Source organism: Hahella sp. HN01 (genome assembly GCF_018986435.1).
Classification (GTDB): domain Bacteria; phylum Pseudomonadota; class Gammaproteobacteria; order Pseudomonadales; family Oleiphilaceae; genus Hahella.
This window is the reverse complement of sequence record NZ_JAHMIN010000012.1, coordinates 84,552-108,818: the sequence shown is the minus strand read 5'-3', so window position 1 is coordinate 108,818 and position 24,267 is coordinate 84,552. Positions and strand designations below refer to the sequence as shown.

At 56.3% G+C, this 24,267-nt stretch carries 21 protein-coding genes and 2 tRNA genes; 15 read left to right on the top strand and 8 right to left on the bottom strand.

The annotated features are described in order from the left end of the window. The first annotated feature begins 4 nt into the window (after positions 1-4). Positions 5-1,309 (top strand): M18 family aminopeptidase, encoded by a 1,305-nt coding sequence (locus KP814_RS13600; protein ID WP_216737271.1) that lies wholly within the window; start codon positions 5-7, stop codon positions 1,307-1,309. Between the two features lie 200 nt (positions 1,310-1,509). Here the strand turns inward: KP814_RS13600 and KP814_RS13595 are convergent. Both KP814_RS13595 and KP814_RS13590 read right to left on the bottom strand, forming a co-directional pair. Beyond that, positions 1,510-1,586: transfer RNA gene (locus KP814_RS13595), tRNA-Pro, on the bottom strand. A 25-nt stretch (positions 1,587-1,611) separates the two neighbouring features. Then, positions 1,612-1,687: transfer RNA gene (locus tag KP814_RS13590), tRNA-Asn, on the bottom strand. Between the two features lie 110 nt (positions 1,688-1,797). On the opposite strand from KP814_RS13590, the gene KP814_RS13585 reads away from it, so the two are divergent. Continuing rightward, positions 1,798-2,721 (top strand): universal stress protein, encoded by a 924-nt coding sequence (locus KP814_RS13585; protein ID WP_216737270.1) that lies wholly within the window; start codon positions 1,798-1,800, stop codon positions 2,719-2,721. A gap of 31 nt (positions 2,722-2,752) precedes the next feature. Here KP814_RS13585 and KP814_RS13580 read toward each other — a convergent pair whose 3' ends face one another. The 3 genes from KP814_RS13580 to KP814_RS13570 form a co-directional block, all read right to left on the bottom strand. Beyond that, positions 2,753-4,678, bottom strand: coding sequence for a methyl-accepting chemotaxis protein (locus tag KP814_RS13580; RefSeq protein ID WP_216737269.1), 1,926 nt, complete (start codon positions 4,676-4,678; stop codon positions 2,753-2,755). A 47-nt stretch (positions 4,679-4,725) separates the two neighbouring features. Then, positions 4,726-5,649: a hypothetical protein gene (locus tag KP814_RS13575; protein WP_216737268.1), complete on the bottom strand. Its 924-nt coding sequence runs from the start codon at positions 5,647-5,649 to the stop codon at positions 4,726-4,728. 75 nt (positions 5,650-5,724) lie between these two features. After that, positions 5,725-6,399, bottom strand: a complete 675-nt coding sequence (locus KP814_RS13570; protein WP_253938358.1) for an arylesterase — start codon at positions 6,397-6,399, stop codon at positions 5,725-5,727. Here KP814_RS13570 and KP814_RS13565 point away from each other — a divergent pair. From KP814_RS13565 to KP814_RS13550, 4 genes are read left to right on the top strand one after another with little or no spacing between them, the layout of a single operon-like run. Then, positions 6,398-7,075 (top strand): ABC transporter ATP-binding protein, encoded by a 678-nt coding sequence (locus KP814_RS13565; protein ID WP_216737267.1) that lies wholly within the window; start codon positions 6,398-6,400, stop codon positions 7,073-7,075. The two genes, KP814_RS13570 and KP814_RS13565, sit on opposite strands and share 2 nt — an antisense overlap. Next, positions 7,075-9,594, top strand: a complete 2,520-nt coding sequence (locus tag KP814_RS13560) for an ABC transporter permease (RefSeq protein WP_216737266.1) — start codon at positions 7,075-7,077, stop codon at positions 9,592-9,594. Before KP814_RS13565 ends, KP814_RS13560 begins: the two co-directional genes overlap by 1 nt. Positions 9,595-9,604: 10 nt before the next feature. Then, positions 9,605-10,885 (top strand): hypothetical protein, encoded by a 1,281-nt coding sequence (locus KP814_RS13555; RefSeq protein WP_216737265.1) that lies wholly within the window; start codon positions 9,605-9,607, stop codon positions 10,883-10,885. Next, positions 10,882-11,826 (top strand): alpha/beta fold hydrolase, encoded by a 945-nt coding sequence (locus tag KP814_RS13550; protein WP_253938357.1) that lies wholly within the window; start codon positions 10,882-10,884, stop codon positions 11,824-11,826. The genes KP814_RS13555 and KP814_RS13550 overlap by 4 nt, the downstream gene beginning before the upstream one ends. Here KP814_RS13550 and KP814_RS13545 read toward each other — a convergent pair. Continuing rightward, complete coding sequence (locus tag KP814_RS13545) at positions 11,823-13,313, bottom strand: M48 family metalloprotease (protein ID WP_371824059.1); 1,491 nt, start codon at positions 13,311-13,313, stop codon at positions 11,823-11,825. The two genes, KP814_RS13550 and KP814_RS13545, sit on opposite strands and share 4 nt — an antisense overlap. A 139-nt stretch (positions 13,314-13,452) precedes the next feature. On the opposite strand from KP814_RS13545, the gene KP814_RS13540 reads away from it, so the two are divergent. From KP814_RS13540 to KP814_RS13530, 3 genes are all read left to right on the top strand, one after another. Then, on the top strand, positions 13,453-14,166 hold the full coding sequence (locus tag KP814_RS13540) for a DUF599 domain-containing protein (protein WP_216737263.1): 714 nt from the start codon (positions 13,453-13,455) through the stop codon (positions 14,164-14,166). Positions 14,167-14,306: 140 nt separating this feature from the next. Further along, positions 14,307-14,798 (top strand): PaaI family thioesterase, encoded by a 492-nt coding sequence (locus tag KP814_RS13535; protein ID WP_216737262.1) that lies wholly within the window; start codon positions 14,307-14,309, stop codon positions 14,796-14,798. A gap of 2 nt (positions 14,799-14,800) precedes the next feature. Continuing rightward, the gene (locus tag KP814_RS13530) at positions 14,801-15,235 is read left to right on the top strand and encodes a PaaI family thioesterase (protein ID WP_206618130.1); all 435 of its coding nucleotides are present in this window, start codon (positions 14,801-14,803) and stop codon (positions 15,233-15,235) included. 130 nt (positions 15,236-15,365) lie between these two features. Here the strand turns inward: KP814_RS13530 and xseA are convergent, their stop codons facing one another. After that, complete coding sequence (xseA, locus tag KP814_RS13525; RefSeq protein WP_216737261.1) at positions 15,366-16,700, bottom strand: exodeoxyribonuclease VII large subunit; 1,335 nt, start codon at positions 16,698-16,700, stop codon at positions 15,366-15,368. Positions 16,701-16,867: 167 nt separating this feature from the next. Between xseA and guaB the strand changes: the two genes are divergently transcribed. The 6 genes from guaB to KP814_RS13495 all read left to right on the top strand — a co-directional run bounded on the left by guaB (position 16,868) and on the right by KP814_RS13495 (position 23,607). After that, positions 16,868-18,340 carry an IMP dehydrogenase gene (gene guaB, locus KP814_RS13520; RefSeq protein ID WP_253938356.1) on the top strand — a complete coding sequence of 491 codons (1,473 nt, stop codon included), beginning with the start codon at positions 16,868-16,870 and terminating at the stop codon, positions 18,338-18,340. Positions 18,341-18,522: 182 nt separating this feature from the next. After that, a complete protein-coding gene (gene guaA / locus KP814_RS13515) occupies positions 18,523-20,103 on the top strand; it encodes a glutamine-hydrolyzing GMP synthase (protein WP_216737260.1) in 1,581 nt (526 codons plus the stop codon). A 123-nt stretch (positions 20,104-20,226) separates the two neighbouring features. Then, positions 20,227-20,751: a tRNA adenosine(34) deaminase TadA gene (gene tadA, locus KP814_RS13510; RefSeq protein ID WP_253938355.1), complete on the top strand. Its 525-nt coding sequence runs from the start codon at positions 20,227-20,229 to the stop codon at positions 20,749-20,751. 43 nt (positions 20,752-20,794) lie between these two features. Continuing rightward, positions 20,795-21,784, top strand: coding sequence for a UDP-glucose 4-epimerase GalE (gene galE / locus KP814_RS13505; RefSeq protein ID WP_216737259.1), 990 nt, complete (start codon positions 20,795-20,797; stop codon positions 21,782-21,784). A gap of 25 nt (positions 21,785-21,809) precedes the next feature. Continuing rightward, entirely contained in the window at positions 21,810-23,159 is a 1,350-nt protein-coding gene (locus KP814_RS13500) for a UDP-glucose/GDP-mannose dehydrogenase family protein (RefSeq protein ID WP_216737258.1), read from the top strand. Positions 23,160-23,181: 22 nt separating this feature from the next. Then, positions 23,182-23,607 (top strand): HIT domain-containing protein, encoded by a 426-nt coding sequence (locus KP814_RS13495; protein WP_216737257.1) that lies wholly within the window; start codon positions 23,182-23,184, stop codon positions 23,605-23,607. Between the two features lie 10 nt (positions 23,608-23,617). Here the strand turns inward: KP814_RS13495 and fabR are convergent, their stop codons facing one another. Then, entirely contained in the window at positions 23,618-24,262 is a 645-nt protein-coding gene (gene fabR, locus KP814_RS13490) for an HTH-type transcriptional repressor FabR (RefSeq protein WP_216737256.1), read from the bottom strand. Positions 24,263-24,267 lie beyond the last annotated feature (5 nt).

The following is a 24,267-nucleotide window of genomic DNA, read 5'->3' as shown; positions in this document are numbered from 1 at the left end:
AAGTATGAAAAAAGAAGAGTTTAATGAAGGATTATTGGCGTTTCTAAACGCCTCGCCGACCCCTTTTCATGCGGTCGCCAATATGGTGGAAATGCTGGAAAAAGCTGGTTTCAAGCGTTTGCACGAAGAATATGAATGGTCTCTGCAGGCCAATGAGCGTTACTTTATTACGCGTAACGGTTCTTCGCTGATCGCATTCAGCGGCGCGCAAGGACCGCTGGAGGTCAGCGGCGCCAGAATGTTTGGCGCGCACACCGACAGTCCCTGTCTGAAAATCAAACCTAACCCGGAATTGCTGCGCAAAGGCTATTATCAGCTGGGCGTTGAAGTGTACGGCGGCGTTTTGCTGAACCCCTGGTTTGACCGTGAGCTATCGCTTGCGGGTCGGGTGACTTATCTGAGCGGCGCCGGGGAAGTGAAAAGCACGTTGATCAATTGGGTGCGCCCGATTGCAATGATCCCCAGTCTGGCGATTCACCTGGATCGGGAGGTCAACAACAACCGCTCCATTAATCCCCAGAAAGATCTGCCGGTGGTATTGATGCAATGTCGCGCTGACAGTCCGCCCGAATTCCGTGGCTTATTGCTGGAGCAAATCAAGCAAGAACATCCTGCATTGGATGCGGAGCGCGTGCTGGATTATGAGTTGTGTCTGTATGACACTCAGCCCGCCAGTATTCACGGTCTGCAAAACGAATTCCTCAGCTCCGCGCGCCTGGATAACCTGCTGAGTTGCTATATTGGTCTGCAGGCGTTGTTGGATGCGGGTTCCAGTCAGCCTTGCTTCCTGGTCTTCAATGATCATGAGGAAGTGGGTAGTGTGTCTGCAGAAGGTGCGCAAGGGCCTTTCCTGCGCTCGGTGCTGCTACGTATTACGGAAGATGAGGCGCGTTTGAGTCAGATGATCAGCCGATCCATGATGATTTCCGCTGACAACGCTCACGGCGTGCATCCCAATTATGCGGACCGCCATGATGAAAATCATGGACCTTTGCTGAACAGTGGGCCGGTCATCAAGGTGAATTCGAATCAGCGTTACGCCACCAACAGCATCACCAGCTCGTTTTACCGTCGTCTTAGTGAGGAGCTTAAGCTGCCTTATCAGGTATTTGTGGTGCGGACGGATATGGCGTGCGGCAGCACCATCGGACCGCTCACCGCGGCGGAGTTGGGCGTCAAAACCCTGGATATCGGCGTGCCGCAATTTGCGATGCATTCCATCAGGGAAACCTGCGGTAGCGCAGATCCGCTGACGCTTTATGAAGTCAGCAAATCATTCTTCAATACGGCGACAATTCCACAAGCATAACGTAATCAAGGCCAGGGTAGGCGAGATAGTCCAGGGACGGGCTTTCTTGAACAAAGGGGTTGTGCTGAGGGGGGGGGCGCAAAGAAAGGCAAAGGCGCGACGCAACTTTTGTGTCGAAAACGCATGGAAAAGCGAGTGGTTAAAGACTAAATATGAATTTCAGATCTGGAAAAAGAAAAATAAGAAGGGAAGTGAAAAAGTGGTCGGGGTAGAGAGATTCGAACTCCCGACATCCTGCTCCCAAAGCAGGCGCGCTACCAGACTGCGCTATACCCCGAATGATCTTGACGATCCGAAAAGTTTGGCTCCCCGAGCTGGACTCGAACCAGCGACCCAATGATTAACAGTCATTTGCTCTACCAACTGAGCTATCGGGGAACGTCATTTTCGAGGCCGCAATAATAATGAGATGGGACTATCTCGTCAACCTTTTCTATTATTAAAAACGAAGGAAGTTGAAAAAAATTTTAAATCGCTGGGGAGAGGCTATGGAAATCAAGAAGCTGGCGGAGATTAAAAAGATATTGCTGGTTGTGGACCCGACCAAGGAAAGGCAGGAAGTCATTCCCCGTACGATTCGTCTCGCCAAGGCGCTGGGCGCGGAAGTGGAGCTGATGGTGGCGGAATATCAGCGGGCGTTGGAATCCAGTTACCCCTTCGACGCCAAGGCGCTCAGTTCGGCGAAAGAAAGTTGTCTGGCCAGTCGTGAACGCTGGCTGGAGGTTTTTGCGGAGCAGATGCGCGCCCACGGCATCGCCGTCACTCAGCATGTGCGTTGGGAGAAGCCTCTCTATAAGGCGGTGGTGGAGCGTTGCCGGGAGACGCAGGCGCAATTGATCATCAAAGCCACTCATCATCACTCTATTCTGCAGCGGGCGTTATTCACCAATACGGACTGGCATTTGATGCGGGATGCGGATGCGCCGATCTGGTTTGTGCGGGAAGAGCACCGCTGGGACGGCCATATCCAAGTGCTGGCGGCGGTGGACCCGATTGAGACGGAAGGCTCCATCAATAATCTGAACCCGCGCATCCTGGATATCGCCCACGAAATATCCTGCCGTTTGCCTGCGGAGTTGAATGTCGTGCATGCTTATGAGCCGATTCCCACCGGCATGCTGGTGGAGTTTGACGCCATCGTCGCCGATTACGAAGAATATCGTGAGAAAGTGAAATCCAAGCACCAAAAGGCGCTGGACCATTTGTTGGAGAGCTATGTGGAGTCAAGCACGCACGTATTTTTCGAAGAAGGCTCGCCGGAAAAAGTGCTGCCCGCTTGCGTCAATCAGCACGGACATGATCTGGTGGTCATGGGGGCGGTATCCCGCAGCGGCGTAGACCGCATTTTTATCGGCAGCACCGCGGAGCGCGTGCTGGATAATCTGGAGTGCGATGTTCTCGTCATCAAATAGCAGCGTCCGCTGGCGGCGCAGCCTACTGCGCCTAACAGGTCTTGAAGCGGCCGACGTTTTCCTGCAACTGCGATGACAGTTGATTGATATTCTCGCTGTTGGATGAGGTGGTGTTCACCTGTCGCCAGCTTTCATCCAGCAACGTCTCCAAGGTATGCATGCTTTGCGCGATGCCTTCCGCGTGCTTGGCTTGCTCCTCGGTAGTTTTGGCCACCTGGTCGATCAGATCGCTGGCCTCTGCAATACCGCTGTTGGTTTGATCCACAGTGACAGCCAATGTACTCATCTGCGAGACGCTGTTCTGCGTCATGCTGTTGCTCAGATTGATCATCTTTTCCGTTTCTTCAGCGTCTTTTTGCAGACCTTCCATGATTTCGCGGATTTCTTCAGTGGAGTCCCGGGTGCGTAAGGCCAACTGTCTGACTTCATCCGCCACCACGGCGAAGCCGCGGCCATGCTCGCCAGCGCGAGCGGCTTCGATCGCCGCGTTTAGCGCAAGCAGGTTGGTTTGCTCGGCGATATTGTTGATGACCTGCAGCACTTCTGAGACTTTCTGGCTGCTGCTGGCCAGGCGTTGCATGGAGGCGTAGGAGGTCTCCATTTGCTGGGCCAGTCGGGAAAGCGTGTCGGTGTTATTTTGCAGCAGGCGTTTTCCATTATCCGACTGCGAGGCGATGGACTGGGCGATTTCCAGCAATTTGCTCGCCTGTTGCGCAATGTCCCGGAAACTGTGGGAGATCAGTTGAGTGGACTCAGAGACAGTGACAAATTCGGCTTTTTGTTGCTCCAGGCAGTTTTCACCCTGATGAGCCACATCCTGCAAGGACTCCGCGGACTGCCCCAGTTCCTGAGACTTGTCGTTGATGCTGATGCATATCTGCTGAATGAGTTCGACGAAACGGTTGAAAGCCCGGGCAAGCCGGCCAAGCTCGTCCTGCCCCAGATAGGTCAGGCGCCGGGTGAGGTCGCCGCCGCCCTGGGCGATGTCCTCCATGGTGGCGACTACATCTTTGATGGGTTTGCTGATCAGCCGCGACACCAGTGCAGTCAACACCGTGGAAATGACCAGCGTAACTACGAGAAACAGCAGCATTTTCACAATATTGGAGTCCAGCGACTCCGCGATGTAGCCGCTGACGCTGCGCAAGTCGCTCCAGATGCTGGCTTGCTCTTCCGCCACTATGTTCAGGGTGTCGTTGACCAGTGGGCGCAGCTCGCTGTCCAACAGACTGTTTTGGCTGCGCGCGACATCGAAGATGGTTTTGGCCTTGCTCTCAAATTCTTTCACCAGTCCGTCGATCTCTCCAATCCATTTTTCATGTTCCGGTTTGCGCAGATGCTTCTTCAGATCGATCACGGCGTTTTGCGCGCCGTAGATCTCCATCAGGAAGGCGTCGGTCTCAGTGGGGGAACCGGTGCGCAGGAACGCGTTCAGGTTGATGAGGGCGGCTTGTATGTGATTGCTGACCAAGATGGTCCACTGGATCAACACCTGGGCGCTGGAGGGGTCAAGCGTCACCCTGATATTGTTGGATAACTCCAGGGTTTTCGGCACAAGGGTTTCCTGCACCGTGGCAATGCCGCTGCGTAGCTCGCGGTTTTTCGGCAGCAGGTTGCTGCGAAACAAATCGTCGATGCGCAGGCTAGCGGTTTGCAGGGCGTCGGCGCTTTTCAGTTTGGTGAAATTGGCGTCGGAGAAATACTCTTGCGCCTGCGCGCTGGCCTGATTGTACTCCTCCAGTGTTTTATCGGTCGGCGTGCGCAGATATTGCTGTTGCAGGCTGGCTCTGGTGGACAGATTGGCGCTGAGATCGCTGGTCAGGCGCGCAGTTGGCTCGATGACGGTGGAGAAGTGGTTGGCGCGAGTGGTGATTTCCCGCAGCGATGCGATCACCATCAGCGCATAGGCCAGTAGCAGGACCAGTATCAAGGCTGGAACCAGGCTCAACTTCAGCATTAATGGAAGATTCTGCAGACGCATTCCGCACCTCAGTTGTTACATCGCTATTGGCCAGCCGGGGTCATACCGCTCAGCAGGCTTATCAGCAAATCATGGATTTTTTTCGCTTGCGCATACAGGCTGTTCAGGGAGGCGTTGGCCTCTCCCGACGGCGCCGGGCTGCGCTGCTCAATATTGAGGCCGGCTTTCATGCGATGGATCTCCGCCAGCACGCTGCGCGCGCCATCGTAAGCATCCAGCACGGTCAAGGCGCCGCTGGGGATGGCTTCCGGACTGGTGGGCTCCACCTCCAGATTGCGTTGCAGCCTGCCAAGCAGATGGTAGTCCTGGTACAGCGCAAGCATCACGTCACGCACGCTCTTATCGCTGTACTGATTCTTTTGCGGCTCGGTAAATTTAAGATTTTGCGCCCGGGCCAGCAGCTTCAGCTCATCTTCGATCAACTTGAATTGTTTTTGCGTATCGCCGATGTCCGGCGGCGGCGCCAGCACGGACAACACGTTGGTGAGCTTCCACAAACTTTGATAAACGTCTGCGCCGGACTTGCCCAAAGGGCGTTCGAACTCTGCTTCCGTACTGATGGACTTGGCCTCCAGAATGGCGTTGAGGCCCTGGTCCGCTTGCTCTAACAGATCGTATACGTCTTTAGGTCTGAAAATCTGGAAGGGGAGTTGCTTATCTTCGATGGGAGGCAGGTTATTCAACGTCATCAACTGACGAATTTGCGCATAGGCGTCCAACGCCTTCGCATAGACTTGGTTGGGCAGCTTGTCCTGAAACACAGGCGCGTCAGATTCATCAGCAGATTTGTTCTGAGCGGCGATCAGGCGCTGGGCCTTGATCTGCATCTGTTCGCTGATCTGGAAAACGTTGTTGTTATTGATTATCGCCGCGCCGACATGGCCGCTAAACGCCCACGCCGCCAGCAGACACAACAACCATCCCGGTCGAATCCGCGGGATCACCATATAGCCGGCCTCAATAGTATGACTTACTTTAAGACTAGCAATAGCTATAAAGAGTGCAAATAAGCGTCGCTTGGATCAATGACTTAGCAGAGAATTTAAATGCGGCAACACATTTTCCACCAGCTGCGGCTGGCCCTTGGCGTTGGGGTGAATGCCGTCAGATTGCATCAAGCTGGGATCAAGCGCGACGTTATCCAGAAGGAAGGGCACTAACGTGACTTTTTGTTCACTAGCCAGGTCTTGGTAGATCTGATGGAATCCTTCAGCATAGGCCGGTCCATAGTTGGGCGGAATGCGCATGCCGATCAGCATGGCCTTTGCCCCGGCTTCAGCGATGCTTTCCAGCATGGCAGCCAGATTGTTTTTAATGATGTTGAGGGGAAAGCCGCGCAACCCGTCGTTGCCGCCCAGCTCCAGCAGGACGATATCCGGTTTGTGATCCTTCAATAACGCTGACAGGCGGGCGCGACCACCACCGGTGGTTTCTCCGGAAATGCTGGCGTTGATCAAAGTGAGGTTGGGGTGGGTGGCGCGCAGCTCGTTTTCCATCAGCGTGATCCAGCCGGATTCCAGCGGGATGCCGTAAGCGGCGCTGAGACTGTCCCCTAGCACGACGATTTTTACCGGCTGCGATTTATCTGTGACAGCCTGTGCGATAGGGCTTACCATCAGGCAGCAGAGCGCGAAAAAAGTCCAGATGGACTTGATGACATGACGTTGAAACAGATTGAGGAATGAGGTTGCTAGCATGACTTCGGTTGATGTGCTTGAGGTTAAATCGCTGACGAAAAGTGTCTCCAATGGTAGCGGTCGTCTGGACATATTGAAAGGCGTCGATTTGCAAATCAAGGTGGGCGAGTCGCTGGCGATTATCGGACGCTCTGGTTCCGGCAAGACCACTCTGCTGAGCATCATGGCGGGCCTTGATCTGCCGTCAGCCGGTCAGGTGCGTATGCTGGGCAAGGATCTGGCGCAGCTGGATGAAGATGGCCGCGCGGCAATTCGCGCTCAGCATGTCGGCTTCGTTTTTCAGTCTTTTCAGCTCATTCCCACCATGACCGCACTGGAAAACGTGATGCTGCCGCTGGATCTCGCCGGTGCGGCGGACAGCCGTGAGCGGGCGCGCCAGTGGCTGGATCGGGTTGGTCTGCTGGAGCGGGAGGGACATTATCCGCGTCAATTGTCCGGCGGCGAGCAACAGCGGGTTGCGGTGGCGAGGGCTTTCGCCACGGAGCCGGATATTCTGTTTGCGGATGAACCCACTGGAAATCTGGATCTGGAAACCGGACAGCACATCATGGATTTGCTGTTCGACCTGAACAGGCAGCATTCGACGACGTTGATTCTGGTCACTCATGACCGCGAACTCGCTGGCCGCTGCGGGCGTTCTCTCGCCCTGGATCAAGGCGTTCTGGAGGCCGCGTAATGACAGGTTCTACGCGATCGCTGCAACTCTGGCTGAGAGAGTGGCGACAGCCTTCATTCCGTTTGTTGTGGCTTGCGCTGTTTGTCGCCGTGCTGACGGTGGCGTCGATCACCGCTTTTACCGGGCGTTTGAAAGCCGTTTTTGATGACGGCGCTTCCCGCTTCCTCGGCGGCGATCAGGTGATCGAAAGCTCCGGTAATCTTTCTGACGCCTGGGTGAAAGAGGCGCAGCAATTGGGCTTGGATACGGCGTTTACGCTGGAATTCTCCACCATGCTGAACAGCGGCGACCAGTTTCAATTGGTCGCAGTCAAAGCGGTGGACGCAGGGTATCCGCTGAAAGGCGAAGTGGGCGTGGTGACTGCGGCTGGCGCGCCATCGGAGGTTGTGAAGCAGGGGCCGGCGCAAGGCGAAGTCTGGCTGGCGCCAAGACTGTTTTCCCTGCTGGCCGTGCAGTTGGGGGACTCCGTCGGCGTTGGGCGTAAGCAGTTAAAAGTGACCGGGTTACTGACGAAAGAGCCTGATCCTTCTTTTTCCTTTATGAATGTCGCCCCCCGCGTTTTGATGAACTACGAGGATGTCGCCGCCACGGCGGTGGCGCAGCCTGGAAGCCGATTGAAATATCGCCTATTGCTGGCCGGCGACGAGGCGCGACTGGAGCAGTTCAATGCGGATATCGCGTCGTCACTGACCGCCTCCGAGCGTATTGTCTCGGCGAAAGACGGTCGTCCAGCGGTGTCGCGGGCGATAGAGCGGGCTGAGCGTTATCTGTTATTAGGCGGTGTACTGGGCGTACTGCTGGCGGCGGTGGCGCTCACTGTCACTGCGCAGTACTACGCTCAACAACAGAAGGATACGGTAGCTCTGCTGAAAACCCTTGGGTGCCGCAGCGGTCAGCTGCGCATGCGTTTTGCGTCACTGTTGTTAATTTCCGCCGTCACCGCGTCGATATTGGGCCTGGGGTGCGGACTGCTATTTGAGCAATGGGCGGTATGGGCCATGGGCGACATGCTGCCGCCGCTGCACACGTCCCTGCCTCTGAACTGGATCTGGTTGCCGTTGCTGACACTGACGATTGTGCTGGCGGCGTTCGCCTGGCCGGTGTTTCGGGCTCTGGCCAAACAGCCCCCCATGTTTATCCTGCGGCAGGCGGCGGCTAATGCGGACTTTCAGCGCATGCTCGGGTTCTCCAAGTCGCGCATGCTATCCGCTCTGATCGGCTTTGCGGCGTTGTTGATGGTCTACAGCGGCGAATTAACTATCGTTGCTGCTGTGTTGGTCGGGCTGGCGGTGATGATCGCCGTGGCGGCCTGGCTCATGAAAATGTGGGTAAAACTGCGTCCGCCGCGTCGCACGGTCACTCCAGGCGCCCTGCGGGCCGGCGCCGATCAGTTGAAGCGTCGCCCCTGGTCGACGGTGCCGCACGTATTGGCGCTGGGTAGCGCCTGGGCTTTGCTGCTGACCCTGTTTCTGGTGCGAACGGAGTTGGTGGACAACTGGCGGGCGCAAATTCCGGAAAATGCGCCTAATCACTTCTTTATCAACATCGCTCCTTATGAAGTGGAGCCGATGCGAACCATGTTTGAGCAGAATCATATCGCTGCGGCGCCGTTGTATCCCATGGTGCGCGGCCGTCTGACTCACATCAACGGCGAGCCCGTGCGGACGGTGGTCAGCAAGGAGCGGGAAGTCGGCGCTTTGAATCGGGAGCTCAATCTAACCTGGATGGCGGATCTGTCGGAAGATAATCGAATCCTGAGTGGTACTTGGTGGGATGAGGCGTCAAGCGCGCAAGGCGGCGTTCCCGGCGTGTCCATTGAAAGCCAGTTGGCGCAGCGACTCGACGTGAAGTTGGGGGACTCTCTGACCTTTCAGATTGGCGGCGCCGCGTTGGAATCGAAAGTACAGAGCATCCGCAGCGTACAGTGGGACAGCCTTAAGCCGAACTTTTACATGGCTTTTGCGCCCGGCGCACTGGATGGCTTCGCCGCCACTTATCTGACCAGCGCTTACTTGAGCGATAACAAAACCGAGATGGTGAATCAGGTTAATCGCCAGTTTCCCACCGTGTCGGTGCTGGAGTTGGATCAATTTGTGGTGAAAGTGCGGGAAGTCATCGCGCAAGTGTCGCTGGCGATCGAAGCGTTGCTGGCGCTGATTTTCGCTGCGGCGCTACTGGTGGTGGCGTCGTTGCTGGCCCGCGAGGCGCCTTCACGACGGGCGGAGACTGCGCTGTTTCGCGCGCTCGGCGCCCATCGCCGCGTCGTGATTGGCGCGACCGTAGGAGAGTTCAGCCTGATAGGCGCCTTTGCTGGCGTCATGGGCGTTATCGTGGCCGAGAGCGTGGCGGGATTTCTGCAATATCGCCTGTTTGAACTGCCTTTTAGCCTGCACTGGGAGTTGTGGTTGCTGGCGCCGTTAATCAGCGCCGCCGCGACGGCGGCTTACGCCTACTGGCGTTTACGGGGCGCTCTGCTGGCGCCGCCTCACGCGACGTTGCAATCTGGCTTTGTGGAGTAGGCTGGCGTAAATGGCGGAGGCGAATGCGCTGGCGTACAAGCCCGGTAAGGCGATGGCCAAGTATCTGCGTGAGTACGCGGAAGCGGAAAGCCATGCGCTTGCGGGAATAGAGGGGCGGTGGCGCGGCGTGATAATCATCCCGGCGTTTGCGGAGGATTATGAGGGGCTTGAGCGCGTCGCCGCAGCTTTATCCCAAGCCGATTGCTTGCAAATCTGGGTGATCAACGCGCCGGTGGCGGCGGACGCGGATGCATTGACGATGACCCGTGCGTGTTTACGGCGCGCGCAAAGCGAAGGCCGCACCCTATGGCGCTACGCTAATCTGGAGCTGCTGGAGATCGATGGCTCAGCTATTCTGCTGGTGGATCGGTGCGCCGAGGAAACTCTGATTCCCAAAGAGCTGGGGGTGGGGCTGGCGCGCAAAATTGGCGGCGACATAGCTTTGGCTTTGATCGCGGGCGGCCATCTGCAAACGACTTGGATTCACTTCACTGACGCTGATGCGGAGCTTCCTGCTGATTATCTCGAACAAGCGGCCCAAACTGACGGCGGCGTGGCGCTGGTTTACCCGTTTCGCCATCGTGGCGAAGGCGACGACAGACAGCGGCGCCTGATGCGAATTTATGAAAACAAGTTGCGCAGTTACGTGGTGGGCTTGCGGGCGGCGGGGTCTCCCTATGCGTATCACACTATCGGTAGCACATTAGCCTGTCGCGCGGACGCCTACGCCATGGTGCGAGGAATGCCTCTGCGTGCGGCGGGAGAAGACTTTTACCTGCTTAACAAGCTCGCCAAGCTGGGTCCGGTGTTGCAGCCGACGGGCGAAGCAATTGTTTTAAGCGGGCGGCTGAGTAGCCGGGTTCCTTTTGGAACCGGACCAGCATTACAAACGGCGCTGGAAGGCGAGGGGGCGATGGCCTTCTATCACCCGGCGACTTACCCCTGTTTGCGCATACTTCTGCAATCCGTGGCGATGCTGTGGCGTTTGCGGGAGCAGCCGGAAGCGGCGATATCGGAGCTTGCCGGGGCGCTAAGCGCTTACACTGGGCGCGAGGATTTAGCCAGCCAGGCTCTGGAGGCGTTCGCCGTCGCCGGAGCGGTGCGTCGTTTTGCTGCGCAATCCTCCACTGAGCAAGCCTTCCGTCGCCACTTTCACTGCTGGTTCGACGGATTTCAAACGTTGAAATGGATACACTGGTGGCGGGACAACCTGTACCCCAGTATCTACTGTGATCGCGACGAGCAAGTACGCGCTTTGATGAATGAAATAGAGGATAAGGACGAAGTATGAGCCAAGCCTCACTCTCTGGTATGGCCGATGTGCACAAGGCGGCGCCGGAGTCTCTACTAATGACGTTGACTCCCTGGGAGTATGCCGCGGAGCCGGGGATGACGATTCGAGGCTGGCGCAGCCGCCCCTCGGGCAAACCGATACTGCACTTTATGCATGGCAACGGTTTCTGTGGATTAACCTATGAGCCTTTGTTGCGCCAGCTCGCCGAGCATTACGACTTGTTTCTCAGCGACGCCCAGGGACATGGTGACAGCGACGCCGGTGGGGCGTTTCGCGGCTGGAATGCAACGGCGGAAACCGCCTACGCCGCCTGGCGGCATTTTCGTGCGGATTATGGCGCGGTTTCTGTGCTAGGTATGGGGCACAGCTTTGGCGGCGTGTTGACGACATTGATCGCCGCGGCCCACCAGGATGCGTTCGATCAGGTGGTGGCGCTGGACCCGGTTTATTTCACTCCAACCATGTTGCGAGCGCTGACCGCTTATCGCTGGCTGCGATTGCGTGCGCCCAATCCCTTGGCCGCGCGGGCGGAAAATCGACGTGACGGCTGGGACGACAGAGCGGCTGCGCGTGAGTATTTTGAGGGGCGCGGCATGCTCAAAGGGTGGCGCGCCGACGCATTGGAGGCTTATATCCAACATGCGCTGCAGGAAACTGATAAGGGATTGACCTTGAAGTGTCCACCACGTCTGGAAGCGGCGGTGTTCGCGACCTTCCCGGATAGGTTGTGGCCTTCGATCAAACATGTGCGCCAACCCATGGCGATTATTTATGGAGAGAGTTCTTATCCGTTTGTCGTGAAATCCGCGCTGCGGGCGGCGTCAGTGAATCGTCGGGTGCGATTGCAGTCGCTTCCGGGCGGACATTGCTTTATGCAGGAAGATCCAGACGCCGCCTTAGCACATATCCTGGCTTTGGCGGCGTCCGCTGAGGGTTAGCGTAAACGGTAGCTATGCAGACGGGTGAGCAGCGATAAATCCTTGCGCTGCGCCGCCTCAGTCGCAATGGCGCTGAATACTGGCTTTGCCTGTTGGCCGGGACTGGCGGGTCCCAGGGTAAGAGTATCCTGCTTCATGACCCAGCCGCTGGCGTTTATCAAGGCCACTTCGACCACAATATTGTTCACTTCCAACGCGCTTTGATTGCTATAGGTAATGAAGGCGCGCCCCTGCTTATCTTTCAGTGTCTGCAGTTGCAGATAACGCTCAGGATTCTTCGGTAAATCCAGACGCGATAGCTTCTGGCGCGCTTCCTGGCCGTAAGCCCCTGACGCCTCCGCCGCTGCGCTGTAATGGCTGATGGCGGCGGCGGAGTTATTGCTTTGCGCCTCGATATCGCCCAGCGCCAGATTGGCTACGGACGTCGGCAGTAAATCGTTGGCTCGGCGTAGATCCTGGGCGGCTTTGGCGCCGTCTCCCATCTCTTTATAAGCCAGGCCGCGCTTGAGAGTGTGGGCGAAGTAATCCGGGTTCAGCGACACGGCCTTGTCATACTCTTTCAAAGCGGCGGACTCTTTATTCTGCTTTTTATAGATGTCGCCGCGCAGGGAGTAAAACATCGCTTCCTCCGGCTCCAGCTTGATGGCCTGATTGGCCCGTTGCAGTGCTTTGTCGGCGTCGCCCGCTTTCAGGGCCTGGACCCCCTCGTCGTAGGCGTCATAGGCGGGAACCGTTTTGCGCAGGCGCGCCGTCGCTTTCATGAAGGCGTCTTTGCCGCGATAGTTGGACTTGGGCAGCGTCAGCGCGGTGCGTCGATTTTCTTCCACGCGTTCAGGGGAGGGCGGATGTGAGGCGAACAAGCCTTCCAGCCAGTTCTGTGAATGCCCTTCAGAGAGTTTTACAAATAGTTGCTGCAGTTCCACAGCAGCCTGGGTGTCGTAACCGGCGGCGGCCATGTATTGCATGCCGTAGTGATCGGACTCCAGCTCGTGATCACGACCATATTTCGCCACCGCCATCGTGGCGCCCATGGCGGCTCCGCCTACTAATATGTCTCGATAGTCCTGATTGTCCAGCGCCAGTCCCAGGCCGGCCACGCCGGCTGAGATGAGCAGGTTCGACTGCATGCGCTTGGCGCTGTGACGGGCGGCGGCGTGAACGATTTCGTGGCCGAGCACGGCGGCCAATTGCGCCTCGTCATCCAGTTTCGCCAACAGGCCCCGGTTGATGGCGATTTTGCCGGAAGGCAGCGCCCAGGCGTTGGGGACCGAGTTGTTCAGCACCACGAATTCGTAGGGCAGGTCAGGGCGATCACTGACTTTGGCGAGCTTTTCCCCCACCTGGCGAACATAGAAGGTCAGCTCCGGATCAAGATAATACAGTCCGCCCTGGGATTGTTGTGCGGGTTGGTACTGTTCCTGTCCCAGGCTCATCTCCTGCTGCTCGCTGATGATCATGATCTCGCGTTTGCCGGTGACCGGGTTCACGCTGCATCCTTGCAGCAAGATCAGGATTAGGCACAGGCTACATGTAAAGAGGCGTAGCATTATCTTCTCCAAGCGTCTAAATGAATTTCTACAAAAAATGGTCAAAAATAATATCAAAGTATCTAACGATTAAGGTGTTATGAATCTACTGGATTATTTTGCTCTCGTCTGGTTCTTATTGAATTGCGTCGGTTACACCTATTATTCGGAGCACCGCGCTAAAACCCGGCCCTGCCTGTCCAATACGTTGGATCTGTATCGCGCCGACTGGATGCGTCGTACGCTGATGCGGGACGCTCGCATCGCCGACGCCTCCGTAGTGGGCAGCCTGGAGCGCAACGGCGCTTTCTTCGCATCCAGCAGCTTGTTGATCCTTGCGGGTTTGATCACTGCTATAGGGTATACGGACAAAGCCATGTCCGTCTTTAGTGATCTACCCTATATCGCCCAGACCGGCAAGTTCATGTGGGAACTCAAGCTGGTGGTGCTGTGCGCAGTGTTCGTGTATTCCTTTTTTAAATTCACCTGGTCAATGCGGCAATACAACTTCTGTGGCGTGCTGATCAGCAGCGCGCCGTTGACCTATGAGGACAAAGTCAGCTCCGGCGCGCGCGAGGCGCTGGCCCAGTCCGCCGCACGGGTGGCGAATCTGGCCGGGGATTCTTTTAACCTGGGTTTGCGGTCATACTATTACGGACTCGCCGTACTGACCTGGTTTATCCATCCGATATTGTTCATGGCGATAACCAGCGCAGTGGTGGCCATCCTGTTTCAACGGGAGTTCCGGTCCCGCGCTCTGAAAGCGCTGCGCGCCGGTAAGACCTTTGAGGATGCGGCGGCGGGGAAAGAGTAATCGCGGAGCGTCGACAATGTATCGCATGTGACGTCGCCGCGGTTGAATCACTTCTGCGCTTGGGGCGATTGAGATTGATGAATTTGGTCGCCGCCACGCAGGACGTTCATTCAATTTATATAGCGACGGATAACTGAAACATGCAGCAGTACGAACCCTGGGAGAACGACGAGATTCGTTTCGGCCGGGTATCGAGGTTTCTGGATAGCCTTAATCAATGTCGAGAACTTGGCATCAAAGTGACTTGCGCCAATGCGGATGGCCTGGAGCTGGAACTGCCTTACAGCGAACACATCGTTGGCGACACCGATACGGGCGTCATTCATGGCGGCGCCATCACAACGTTGATGGATACTGCTTCTGGCGGCAGTGTACTGTGTTGCCTGCCTGAGCTGGAGTTGTGTCCCACCCTGGATCTGCGGGTGGACTACATGCGTCCGGCGCAGCCCGGCAAAACGGTCTACGCGCGCGCCCGGTGTTATCGGGTGACCGGTACGATCGTCTTCACTCGCTGTGAAGCGTTTCAACGGAGCCCGGACACGACAGTGGCCAACTGCGTCGCCACGTTCATGCGGATTGGGCGTGATGCGTCCCCCGATTGGTTCTGGGAAAAGATCGAGGGCAGGAAGTAATCATGGAGTCTTTACAGCAACACGTCGCCCAGGCGCACCGCAGCGGCGACTACAACAAGCTTCTGGAACTGATTCCTTACGCCAGCACCCTTGGCGTGCGCTGTGAGCGTTTCGGCAATGAAGTGGTGTTTATTCTGCCCAAGCGGGAGCAGAATTTGGGCAATCCCATTTTGCCGGCGATTCACGGTGGCGTGATCGGCGGATTCATGGAGTTGGCCGCCGCCTTCCATCTTGCCATTTTCCTGGAGATCGACACTTTTCCCCGGATTGTCGACTTTTCTTTGGACTATCTGCGTGCGGGTCTGTATCAGGAGACCTATGCGGAATGTAAGCTGACCCGTCGCGGCAACCGCGTCGCCAATGTCAGCGTCAGCGCATGGCAGAAGAAGCGAAAGGACCCGATTGCATTGGCGCGCGCGCACTTTTTGCTCGGTTGAGCCGCTTTATCGAGCCGCGGAGCGTCGTCTGCGGCTTTTCCTTTATATACTTTCTTATATATGTTCCCGGTTTCCAAAGCTATTTGAGGGCTCGTCGCGCCAATGCGGGGATTAACCTGAGCCTTCTTAGCTAGGCGGGGGCGATCACTTCGCAATGAATCTCACCGTCGCTGAGACGGGCTTTTACTTTTTGTCCCGTGCGCACCTCTTTCTCGCTGCGAATAATCTGGCCGTTTTCGTCAGAGACGATGGCGTATCCTCGCGCCAGGGTGGCGATAGGGCTGACCGCTTCCATATGTCCGCACAACTTGGCGAAGTGCTGAGACTTATGTCTTAACACAGACAGAACGGCGGTTTGCAAACGGTGATCAAGGGCGTCCACGGTGGCGTAGCGGTTTTTTAAGGATTGCTTGGGGCTGGACGCCAACAGGCGGTCATGTAGATGGGTTAACTGATTGCGACGAGCCGATAGCAGGTTTTGCGCTTGCCGATGCAGGCGCATCTCCAAATCATCCAGGCGTTGCGCGGATTCCTGCAGACGGCGACCAGGATGTTTGAGACGCTCCCGAAGCTGGTTGAGACGCATGCCTTCCTGGCGTAGCAGGCGCTGCGCGGCGGCCCCGAGCCTTTGTTCATAAACCAGAAAGCGGTGTTTCCACTCGGCCTGGTCCGGGCTGACTTTTTCCGCCGCAGCGGACGGCGTGGGCGCGCGCAGGTCGGCGACCAGATCGGCGATGGTAATGTCGGTCTCGTGGCCGACGGCGCTGACGATAGGAATAGCGCTCGCTGCAATGGCGCGGGCCACGGGTTCTTCATTAAAGGCCCACAGATCTTCCAGCGAGCCGCCGCCGCGGCCGACAATCAGCACATCGCAGGCATTAAGTCGGTTGGCGCTCGCTATCGCTGCAACGATAGCTGGTCCAGCCTCTTTGCCTTGAACTGGTACAGGGAACAGCAAGACGGGAATGGCGGGAAAGCGTCTTTTCAGTACGGTGAGAATATCGCGCACTGCCGCGCCGGTCGGAGAGGTAATCACGCCAACCTGCTTGGGCATGGTCGGTAACGGGCGCTTGCGGCTCTCCTCAAATAGCCCTTCACGGGATAGTTTGAGTTTTAGCTCCTCGAATGCGCGTCGCAGTTCGCCTTCTCCCGCCAGCTCCATACCTTCCGCAATCAACTGAAACTCGCCGCGTCCTTCATAAAGGCTGACTTTGGCGCGCAAAGTAACCGCCTCGCCATCCCGGGGGCGCTGTTTCACAAACATATTGCGATTGCGAAACATGGCGCAGCGCACCTGTGCTTTGTCGTCCTTTAGAGAGAAATACCAATGTCCTGAACTGGGGCAACTGAAGTTGGAGATTTCGCCCGTCACCCAGACTTGCATGAAGCTGACTTCCAAAAGTCGGCGCACTTGACGGTTTAATTCACTGACGGAAAGGGGAGAATGGGGGCTGAGTTCGCTCATTACGCTGTATTTTTATCCAACTCTGTGGCTTGTTTTGCCCATTTGCAGGCGAAATACGGAATTTCTTAGAGAAAAGCGGGTATTAGGGAAGTCCGTAAGTTTACTGATTATGCCTTAAAATTTATAATAGTCCGATTAACTTATTTGCAAGCAAAAAGGCGATTCATATGCTGCGCATAGCTCAAGAAGCGCTAACCTTCGACGACGTTCTCCTCATCCCCGGTTATTCTGAAGTCCTGCCCAAAGACGTCAGCCTGACCACCCGACTTACCCGCGACATCACGATCAACCTCCCCCTTGTCTCCGCCGCCATGGATACCGTAACGGAAGCCCGTTTGGCTATCGCATTGGCGCAGGAAGGCGGCATCGGCATTATTCATAAGAATATGACGATCGACCAACAAGCGGCGGAAGTGCGTACGGTGAAGAAATTTGAAAGTGGTGTGGTGAAAGACCCCATCACTGTTTCACCGAGCAACACGGTCAGTGAAGTCCGCGCCATCACCATGGCCAATAATATATCTGGCCTGCCGGTGGTGGATGGTAAGGATCTGGTGGGCATTATCACCGGTCGCGACATCCGTTTTGAAAATAACCTGAACAAGAAAGTTCAGGAACTGATGACGCCAAAAGAGAAGCTGGTCACCGTCACCGAAGGTTACGACATGGAAACGGTGAAGAACCTGTTGCACCGCCACCGTATCGAAAAAGTGTTGGTGGTGAACAACGAGTTCGAGCTGAAGGGCTTGATCACGCTGAAAGATATTCAGAAGGCGCAGGACTACCCACGCGCATCCAAGGACGAGCAAGGGCGTTTGCGCGTCGGCGCTGCGGTCGGCACTGGCGAAGGCACTGATGAGCGTATCGCTGCATTGGCCGCCGCTGGCGTAGACGTCATCGTGGTCGATACCGCGCACGGTCACTCCCTCGGTGTGTTAAATCGCGTGCGTTGGGTGAAGACTCATTTCCCTGAAGTACAGGTGATTGGCGGCAACATCGCCACGGGCGAAGCGGCTCTGGCGCTGGTGGAAGCTGGCGCAGACGGCGTCAAAGTGGGTATCGGCCCCGGTTCCATCTGTACTACCCGTATAGTCGCAGGTATCGGCGTACCTCAGATGTCAGCCATTGCGAATGTGGCGGCGGCCCTGAAAGACAGCGGCGTTCCCTTGATCGCAGACGGCGGCATCCGCTTCTCTGGCGATATCGCCAAAGCGATCGCCGCTGGCGCCTCCAGCGTCATGGTTGGCGGTCTGTTGGCGGGTACTGATGAATCTCCAGGTGAAGTGGAGCTGTATCAGGGCCGTAGCTACAAAGCCTATCGCGGCATGGGTTCTCTGGGCGCCATGGCGCAAAGCCAGGGCTCCAGCGACCGTTACTTCCAGGACGCCAGTTCAGGCGTTGAAAAACTGGTGCCGGAAGGCATTGAAGGTCGCGTCGCCAGCAAGGGACCATTGACCAATGTCGTGCATCAGTTGATGGGGGGCCTGCGTTCCTCTATGGGATACACCGGCTGCGCGACAATAGAAGAAATGCGCACCAAGCCCCAGTTCACCCGCATTACCAACGCTGGCATCCATGAGAGCCACGTTCATGACGTGACGATCACCAAGGAAGCGCCTAACTACCGTTCAGGCGGATAGGGACGCTCGGGTTGAAGATGGCGCATATGCAATTCTCGTCAGGCTCGGCTCATAAACCGTGCCGCGCGTCGAGACTGCGCGCCTCGGCGCCCTGTGATAGCGGCTGGCGCCGAAAAGATGTTTTTTAAACTATGGCGGGGCTGAAAGGCCCCGCCCTTGTTTCTGTCTGAGGAAGGCTTCGAATGTCCGAAAATATTCATTCCCATCGTATTTTGATCCTGGATTTCGGTTCTCAATACACGCAGTTGATTGCACGCCGGGTTCGCGAAATCGGCGTTTACTGCGAAATTTACCCCTTCGATATGAGCGAAGCGGATATTCGCGAGTTCAATCCTAAAGGCGTGATCCTGGCTGGCGGCCCTGAGTCTGTGACGGAAATGGGCTCGCCGCGTGCGCCTGAGTGTCTGTTTGGCATGGATCTTCCTCTGTTGGGTATTTGCTATGGCATGCAGACCATGGCGGAGCAGATGGGCGGCAAGGTTGCAGGTTCGAATGTGCGGGAGTTCGGCTATGCGCAGGTGAAGATCGAGCGCTCCGAAGACGGTTTATTTGAAAATATCAAAGATCATGTGGCGGACGACGGCAAGCCTTTGCTGGATGTCTGGATGAGCCATGGCGATAAAGTCGTGACTTTGCCGGAAAGCTTTGTGATTAGCGCCTCTACGCCCAGCGCGCCTATCGCTGCGATGCAGCATGAGAGCAAGCCCTGGTTTGGCGTTCAGTTCCACCCGGAAGTGACTCACACGCTACAGGGACGCCGCATGCTGGAGCGGTTCCTGGTGAATATCTGCGGATGTAAGCAACTGTGGACGCCTGGACGCATTATTGAAGACGCCATCACGCAGATTCGTAATCAAGTAGGACAGGACAAGGTGCTGCTGGGTCTGTCCGGCGGCGTGGACTCCTCTGTGGTTGCGGCGCTGCTGCATCGCGCTATCGGCGATCAGCTGACTTGCGTATTCGTGGACAATGGTCTGCTGCGTTTGAATGAAGGCGATCAGGTCATGGACATGTTCGCCAAGAACATGGGCATCAAAGTCGTGCGCGCTAATGCGCAGGAGCAGTTTCTGAGTAAGCTGGCGGGTGAAAACGATCCAGAGCGCAAGCGCAAGATCATCGGCCATACTTTCATTGAAGTATTTGATGAAGAAGCCGCCAAGATCAAAGACGTGAAGTGGCTGGCGCAGGGCACTATCTACCCTGACGTCATCGAGTCCGCCGCAGCGAAAACCGGTAAAGCCCATGTCATAAAATCCCACCACAATGTTGGCGGATTGCCGGAAGACATGGAGATGCAACTGGTTGAGCCTTTGCGTGAGCTGTTCAAGGACGAAGTCCGTAAGATCGGTCTGGAGCTGGGCCTTCCTTACGATATGGTATATCGCCACCCCTTCCCGGGACCGGGTCTGGGCGTGCGTATCCTTGGCGAAGTGAAGAAAGAATATGCGGATATTCTGCGCGAAGCGGACGCGATCTTCATCGAAGAGCTGCATCACGCGGAGCTATATCACAAGGTGTCGCAGGCGTTTGCAGTGTTTCTGCCGGTTAAGTCGGTTGGCGTAGTCGGCGATGCTCGCCGTTATGAATACGTCATCGCGCTGAGAGCGGTGGAAACCATCGACTTTATGACGGCTCGCTGGGCGCATCTGCCTTATGAACTATTGGAAAAGATCTCCAATCGTATTATTAATGAGATTTCCGGCGTGTCACGGGTGGTTTATGACGTTTCGTCCAAACCGCCTGCTACTATTGAGTGGGAATAATCACACTGATAGTAATCTGTTAATCGGAATAGCCTAGAGGGATTTGTCCCCATATAGAAGGAGCCTGAGGGCTCCTTTTTGTCGGAAGCTCCCTGGCGAAATTTGTAAAGTTGAAAGAGTAATATGCAGGACGGTTTTAATTCGTTTCCCGGGAAACCGGATGAGGACGAATACTGGATGCGGCGGGCGCTTGGCCTGGCGGCGCAGGCGCTGGCGTATGACGAAGTGCCGGTGGGCGCCATTCTGGTGCGGGATGGTCAGGTGTTGGGGGAAGGGTGGAATCAGCCTATCCGCAGCCATGACCCTACCGCTCATGCGGAAATCAGTGCGATTCGCAAAGCGTCCGCGGTAGCGGGGAATTACCGCTTGCCGGGCTCCACGTTGTATGTGACGCTGGAGCCTTGCGTCATGTGTCTCGGCGCGCTGGTGCATGCGCGCGTGTCCAGACTGGTGTTTGGCGCCTATGAACCCAAAGCCGGCGCCGTATGCAGTAGCAGCCGCCTGCTGGATGAGCATAACTTTAATTGGAAACTGGAATGGACCGGCGGCGTGCTGGAACAACCCTGTTCGCAACTTCTCAGTGGTTTTTTTCAGCGCCGGCGTTCTGAAGCCAAAGACGAGCGACGGAAGCAACAGCCATCCTCTTAAGAATTCAGCTAACCTCAATGAAAATATTTAAGGATACGGATTAATGAAAGTATTAGTTACAGGCGGCGCCGGCTACATCGGCAGTCACGTAGTGCGTCAGTTGGGCGAGGCCGGGCATGACATCGTGGTGTACGACAACCTGTCCACTGGCCACCCCTGGGCTGTCACTTACGGCGAACTGGTGCAGGCGGACCTGGCGGATACAGACGCGCTGGATGCGGTGTTCGAGAAAGGGCAGTTTGAGGCGGTGTTGCACTTCGCCGCCAACATTGTGGTGCCGGAGTCGGTAGAGAATCCGCTTAAGTATTACAGCAACAATACCCGTAATACGCTCAACCTGTTGGGCGCGATTCAGAAACACAAGGTTCCTTACATGGTGTTCTCTTCCACGGCGGCGGTCTATGGCATGCCGGAGAACACGATGATTACCGAAGAAACGCCATTGATGCCGATTAATCCTTACGGCGCTTCCAAGATGATGAGTGAGCGCATGATTCAGGATCTGGCGTTCGCAACCGACCTCAACTACACCATTCTGCGTTATTTCAATGTGGCGGGCGCTGACCTGGAGAGCCGCATTGGCCAGGCGACGCCGGAAGCGACTCACTTGATCAAAGTGGCCTGTGAATGCGTACAGGGCGTGCGCGCAGGTATGAAAGTGTTCGGTACTGACTACGATACCCGCGACGGCACCTGTATCCGTGACTACATCCACGTAGATGATCTGGCCAAAGCCCACGTGATGGCGCTGGATCATATGAAGGCGGGCGGCGGCTCCAATATTTTCAATTGCGGCTACGGACGCGGCTTCACCGTGAAAGAAGTGATTGATGTCGTGAAAGCGGAGTCCGGCAAAGACTTCCCGGTTGAGGAAGTTGACCGTCGCGCAGGCGACCCTGACGCGCTGGTGGCGATGAACGATAAAATCAAATCTGTCCTGGGCTGGAAGCCCGATCATGATGATCTGAATGTCATCGTTAAGTCCGCTTTGAACTGGGAAGCGGTCTGGCAGAACAAACAGAAAGAGATCTGAGATTAAGCAATAGGAACGTGCACTCATGAAAATAGCCATCTTCGGCACCGGATACGTAGGTTTGGTGACGGGCGCCTGTCTGGCGGACGTCGGACATCAGGTGCTCTGCGTCGACGTGGACGAAAAGAAGATCCAGAACCTGAAAAACGGTTTGATTCCAATCTATGAGCCAGGGCTTGAGCCCATCGTGAAGCTGAATGTGGAGGCGGGACGCCTGTCATTCACAACCAATGCTGAAGAAGCCGTGGCGTTTGGCGACTTGCAGTTTATCGCTGTGGGTACGCCGCCGGACGAAGATGGTTCTGCGGATCTGCAATATGTTTTGACCGTGGCGCGCACAATCGGGCGCCACATGCAGGACTATAAAGTGGTCGTGGATAAATCAACGGTGCCGGTTGGCACCGGCGATAAGGTTGGCGCCGCTATCAGCGATGAGCTGGAGAGACGAGGCGTTTCGCTGGATTTTGACGTTGTCTCCAACCCTGAGTTTTTGAAGGAAGGCGATGCGGTGGGCGACTTTATGAAGCCGGACCGCATTGTCGTGGGTGTGCAAAGCGAGCGCGCCGTCAGTCTGATGCGTGAAGCCTACGAGCCGTTCAACCGTAATCACGACCGAATGGTGGTGATGGATGTGCGTTCGGCGGAGCTGACCAAGTACGCTGCCAACGCCATGTTGGCCACCAAAATCAGCTTTATGAATGAAATCGCCAACCTGGCGGAACTGCTCGGCGCGGATATCGAACAGGTGCGTAAAGGCATTGGCTCTGATCCTCGTATCGGGTACCACTTCATTTATCCTGGCTGTGGTTATGGCGGCTCTTGTTTCCCAAAAGACGTCAAGGCGCTCGTACGCACCGCCAAAGATGTGGCTTACGATGCAAAGTTGCTGTCTTCGGTAGAGTCTGTAAACGACTCCCAGAAGCACGTGCTGTTCCGTAAACTCAGTGAACATTTCAATGGCAAGCTGGCGGGACGCACTTTTGCGCTGTGGGGGCTGGCGTTCAAGCCGAATACGGATGACATGCGGGAAGCCTCCAGCCGTGTTCTGATGGAGTCGTTGTGGGCTGCTGGCGCCAAGGTGCAGGCGTTTGACCCGAAAGCGATGGAAGAAACCCAGCGTATTTACGCCGACAAAGACGAGCTGATGTTGTGCGGTACGAAAGAGCAGGCGCTGAAAGGCGCGGACGCACTGATTATCTGTACGGAGTGGAAGGAGTTCCGCTCCCCGGATTTTGGCTATATCGTCAGCGCACTGAAAGAGCCCGTGATTTTCGACGGCCGCAACCTGTATGACCCTGAACGCGTGCAGCGTAAAGGCGTGCAGTATTACGGCATTGGTCGTGGGCTAAGTATCAGCAAGGGTGTGGAAGCCTGAGTTCAGATAAAGGAGAAACGCTGTGAGTTTTGAGCTGCACGCGCAGTTGGCGAAAGATACGATAGTGATCGGCGATTTGCCTCTGTGCCGCCTGTTGCTGATGAATGACGCCCAGTACCCCTGGTGCATTCTGGTTCCGAGAGTGGAAGGCGTTCGCGAGGCTTATGAGTTAGGCCACGAGGCGCAAGAGCAGTTGACGCGTGAGTCGGCGATAGTCGGCAAGACGCTGATGGCGCTGTTCGATGGACATAAGCTGAATGTGGCGGCCCTGGGTAATATGGTGCCGCAGCTGCATCTTCACCATATCGTTCGCTTTCCCACAGATCCAGCCTGGCCGAAGCCGGTTTGGGGCGTGAGCCCGGCGCAGCCCTATTCAGAGCAGGATGCGCAGGCGCTCAAACAGAAGATTCACGGGGCGCTCAGTCCGCTGATCGCCATCACTGGTTGAGCCACTGATATTACCCGCCTGGGCCGCTTGTTTTGGCGGCGCCAGGCTTCCTTTCTTGCACAAGTCCGCCTCTCAGCACCATACGTAGCTGAGTGGACAGTTTTAGTTTCAGTTGCTTTCTTTCCGCTGCGTCGGCGTCCAAACCTTCTGAGCCGCAGTTAAACACCAGCACCACCAGCGCATCAGCGACTGCTTTCGGGTCTCGTAACGGCGCGCCGCCATTTTCTCCAAATCGCCCCAGGTCCGCCGCCAGCTCCGTAATGAAATGATCGGTTTCCGCTTTAATGGCTGTGCGAAAGCGCAACGAGACGCCGTTTTTTTCCCTCAGCAGTAAGCGAAACAGGTTGGCGTTGGAGTTCAGATACTCGAAAAAAGTATCGATGGAGGTTTCCACCAGGCCTCCTTTCTTGGCGACCCTTTTGCGCGCCTGTCGCATTAATCTGCGCAGAGTGATGCCCGCTTCGTCCACCAGAGCCAGGCCAAGCTCTTCCAGATCGTTGAAATGGCGATAAAAAGAGGTGGGAGCGATGCCTGCTTCGCGCGCGACTTCTCTCAGGCTGAGGCTGGCGAAGTTGCGGTCTGGGCCGAGTTGTTGCAGGGCGGCGTTCATTAGCGCCTGACGGGTGCGCTCTTTCTGTTGGGCTCTCGTGGTCAATAGCG

Excerpts from the sequence above, each read along its gene's own strand:
- KP814_RS13600 (WP_216737271.1), top strand. The coding sequence starts at position 5 with ATGAAAAAAGAAGAGTTTAATGAAGGATTATTGGCGTTTCTAAACGCC.
- KP814_RS13585 (WP_216737270.1), top strand. The coding sequence starts at position 1,798 with ATGGAAATCAAGAAGCTGGCGGAGATTAAAAAGATATTGCTGGTTGTG.
- KP814_RS13580 (WP_216737269.1), bottom strand. The coding sequence starts at position 4,678 with ATGCTGAAGTTGAGCCTGGTTCCAGCCTTGATACTGGTCCTGCTACTG.
- KP814_RS13575 (WP_216737268.1), bottom strand. The coding sequence starts at position 5,649 with ATGGTGATCCCGCGGATTCGACCGGGATGGTTGTTGTGTCTGCTGGCG.
- KP814_RS13565 (WP_216737267.1), top strand. The coding sequence starts at position 6,398 with ATGACTTCGGTTGATGTGCTTGAGGTTAAATCGCTGACGAAAAGTGTC.
- KP814_RS13570 (WP_253938358.1), bottom strand. The coding sequence starts at position 6,399 with ATGCTAGCAACCTCATTCCTCAATCTGTTTCAACGTCATGTCATCAAG.
- KP814_RS13560 (WP_216737266.1), top strand. The coding sequence starts at position 7,075 with ATGACAGGTTCTACGCGATCGCTGCAACTCTGGCTGAGAGAGTGGCGA.
- KP814_RS13555 (WP_216737265.1), top strand. The coding sequence starts at position 9,605 with ATGGCGGAGGCGAATGCGCTGGCGTACAAGCCCGGTAAGGCGATGGCC.
- KP814_RS13550 (WP_253938357.1), top strand. The coding sequence starts at position 10,882 with ATGAGCCAAGCCTCACTCTCTGGTATGGCCGATGTGCACAAGGCGGCG.
- KP814_RS13540 (WP_216737263.1), top strand. The coding sequence starts at position 13,453 with ATGAATCTACTGGATTATTTTGCTCTCGTCTGGTTCTTATTGAATTGC.
- KP814_RS13535 (WP_216737262.1), top strand. The coding sequence starts at position 14,307 with ATGCAGCAGTACGAACCCTGGGAGAACGACGAGATTCGTTTCGGCCGG.
- KP814_RS13530 (WP_206618130.1), top strand. The coding sequence starts at position 14,801 with ATGGAGTCTTTACAGCAACACGTCGCCCAGGCGCACCGCAGCGGCGAC.
- xseA (WP_216737261.1), bottom strand. The coding sequence starts at position 16,700 with ATGAGCGAACTCAGCCCCCATTCTCCCCTTTCCGTCAGTGAATTAAAC.
- guaB (WP_253938356.1), top strand. The coding sequence starts at position 16,868 with ATGCTGCGCATAGCTCAAGAAGCGCTAACCTTCGACGACGTTCTCCTC.
- guaA (WP_216737260.1), top strand. The coding sequence starts at position 18,523 with ATGTCCGAAAATATTCATTCCCATCGTATTTTGATCCTGGATTTCGGT.
- tadA (WP_253938355.1), top strand. The coding sequence starts at position 20,227 with ATGCAGGACGGTTTTAATTCGTTTCCCGGGAAACCGGATGAGGACGAA.
- galE (WP_216737259.1), top strand. The coding sequence starts at position 20,795 with ATGAAAGTATTAGTTACAGGCGGCGCCGGCTACATCGGCAGTCACGTA.
- KP814_RS13500 (WP_216737258.1), top strand. The coding sequence starts at position 21,810 with ATGAAAATAGCCATCTTCGGCACCGGATACGTAGGTTTGGTGACGGGC.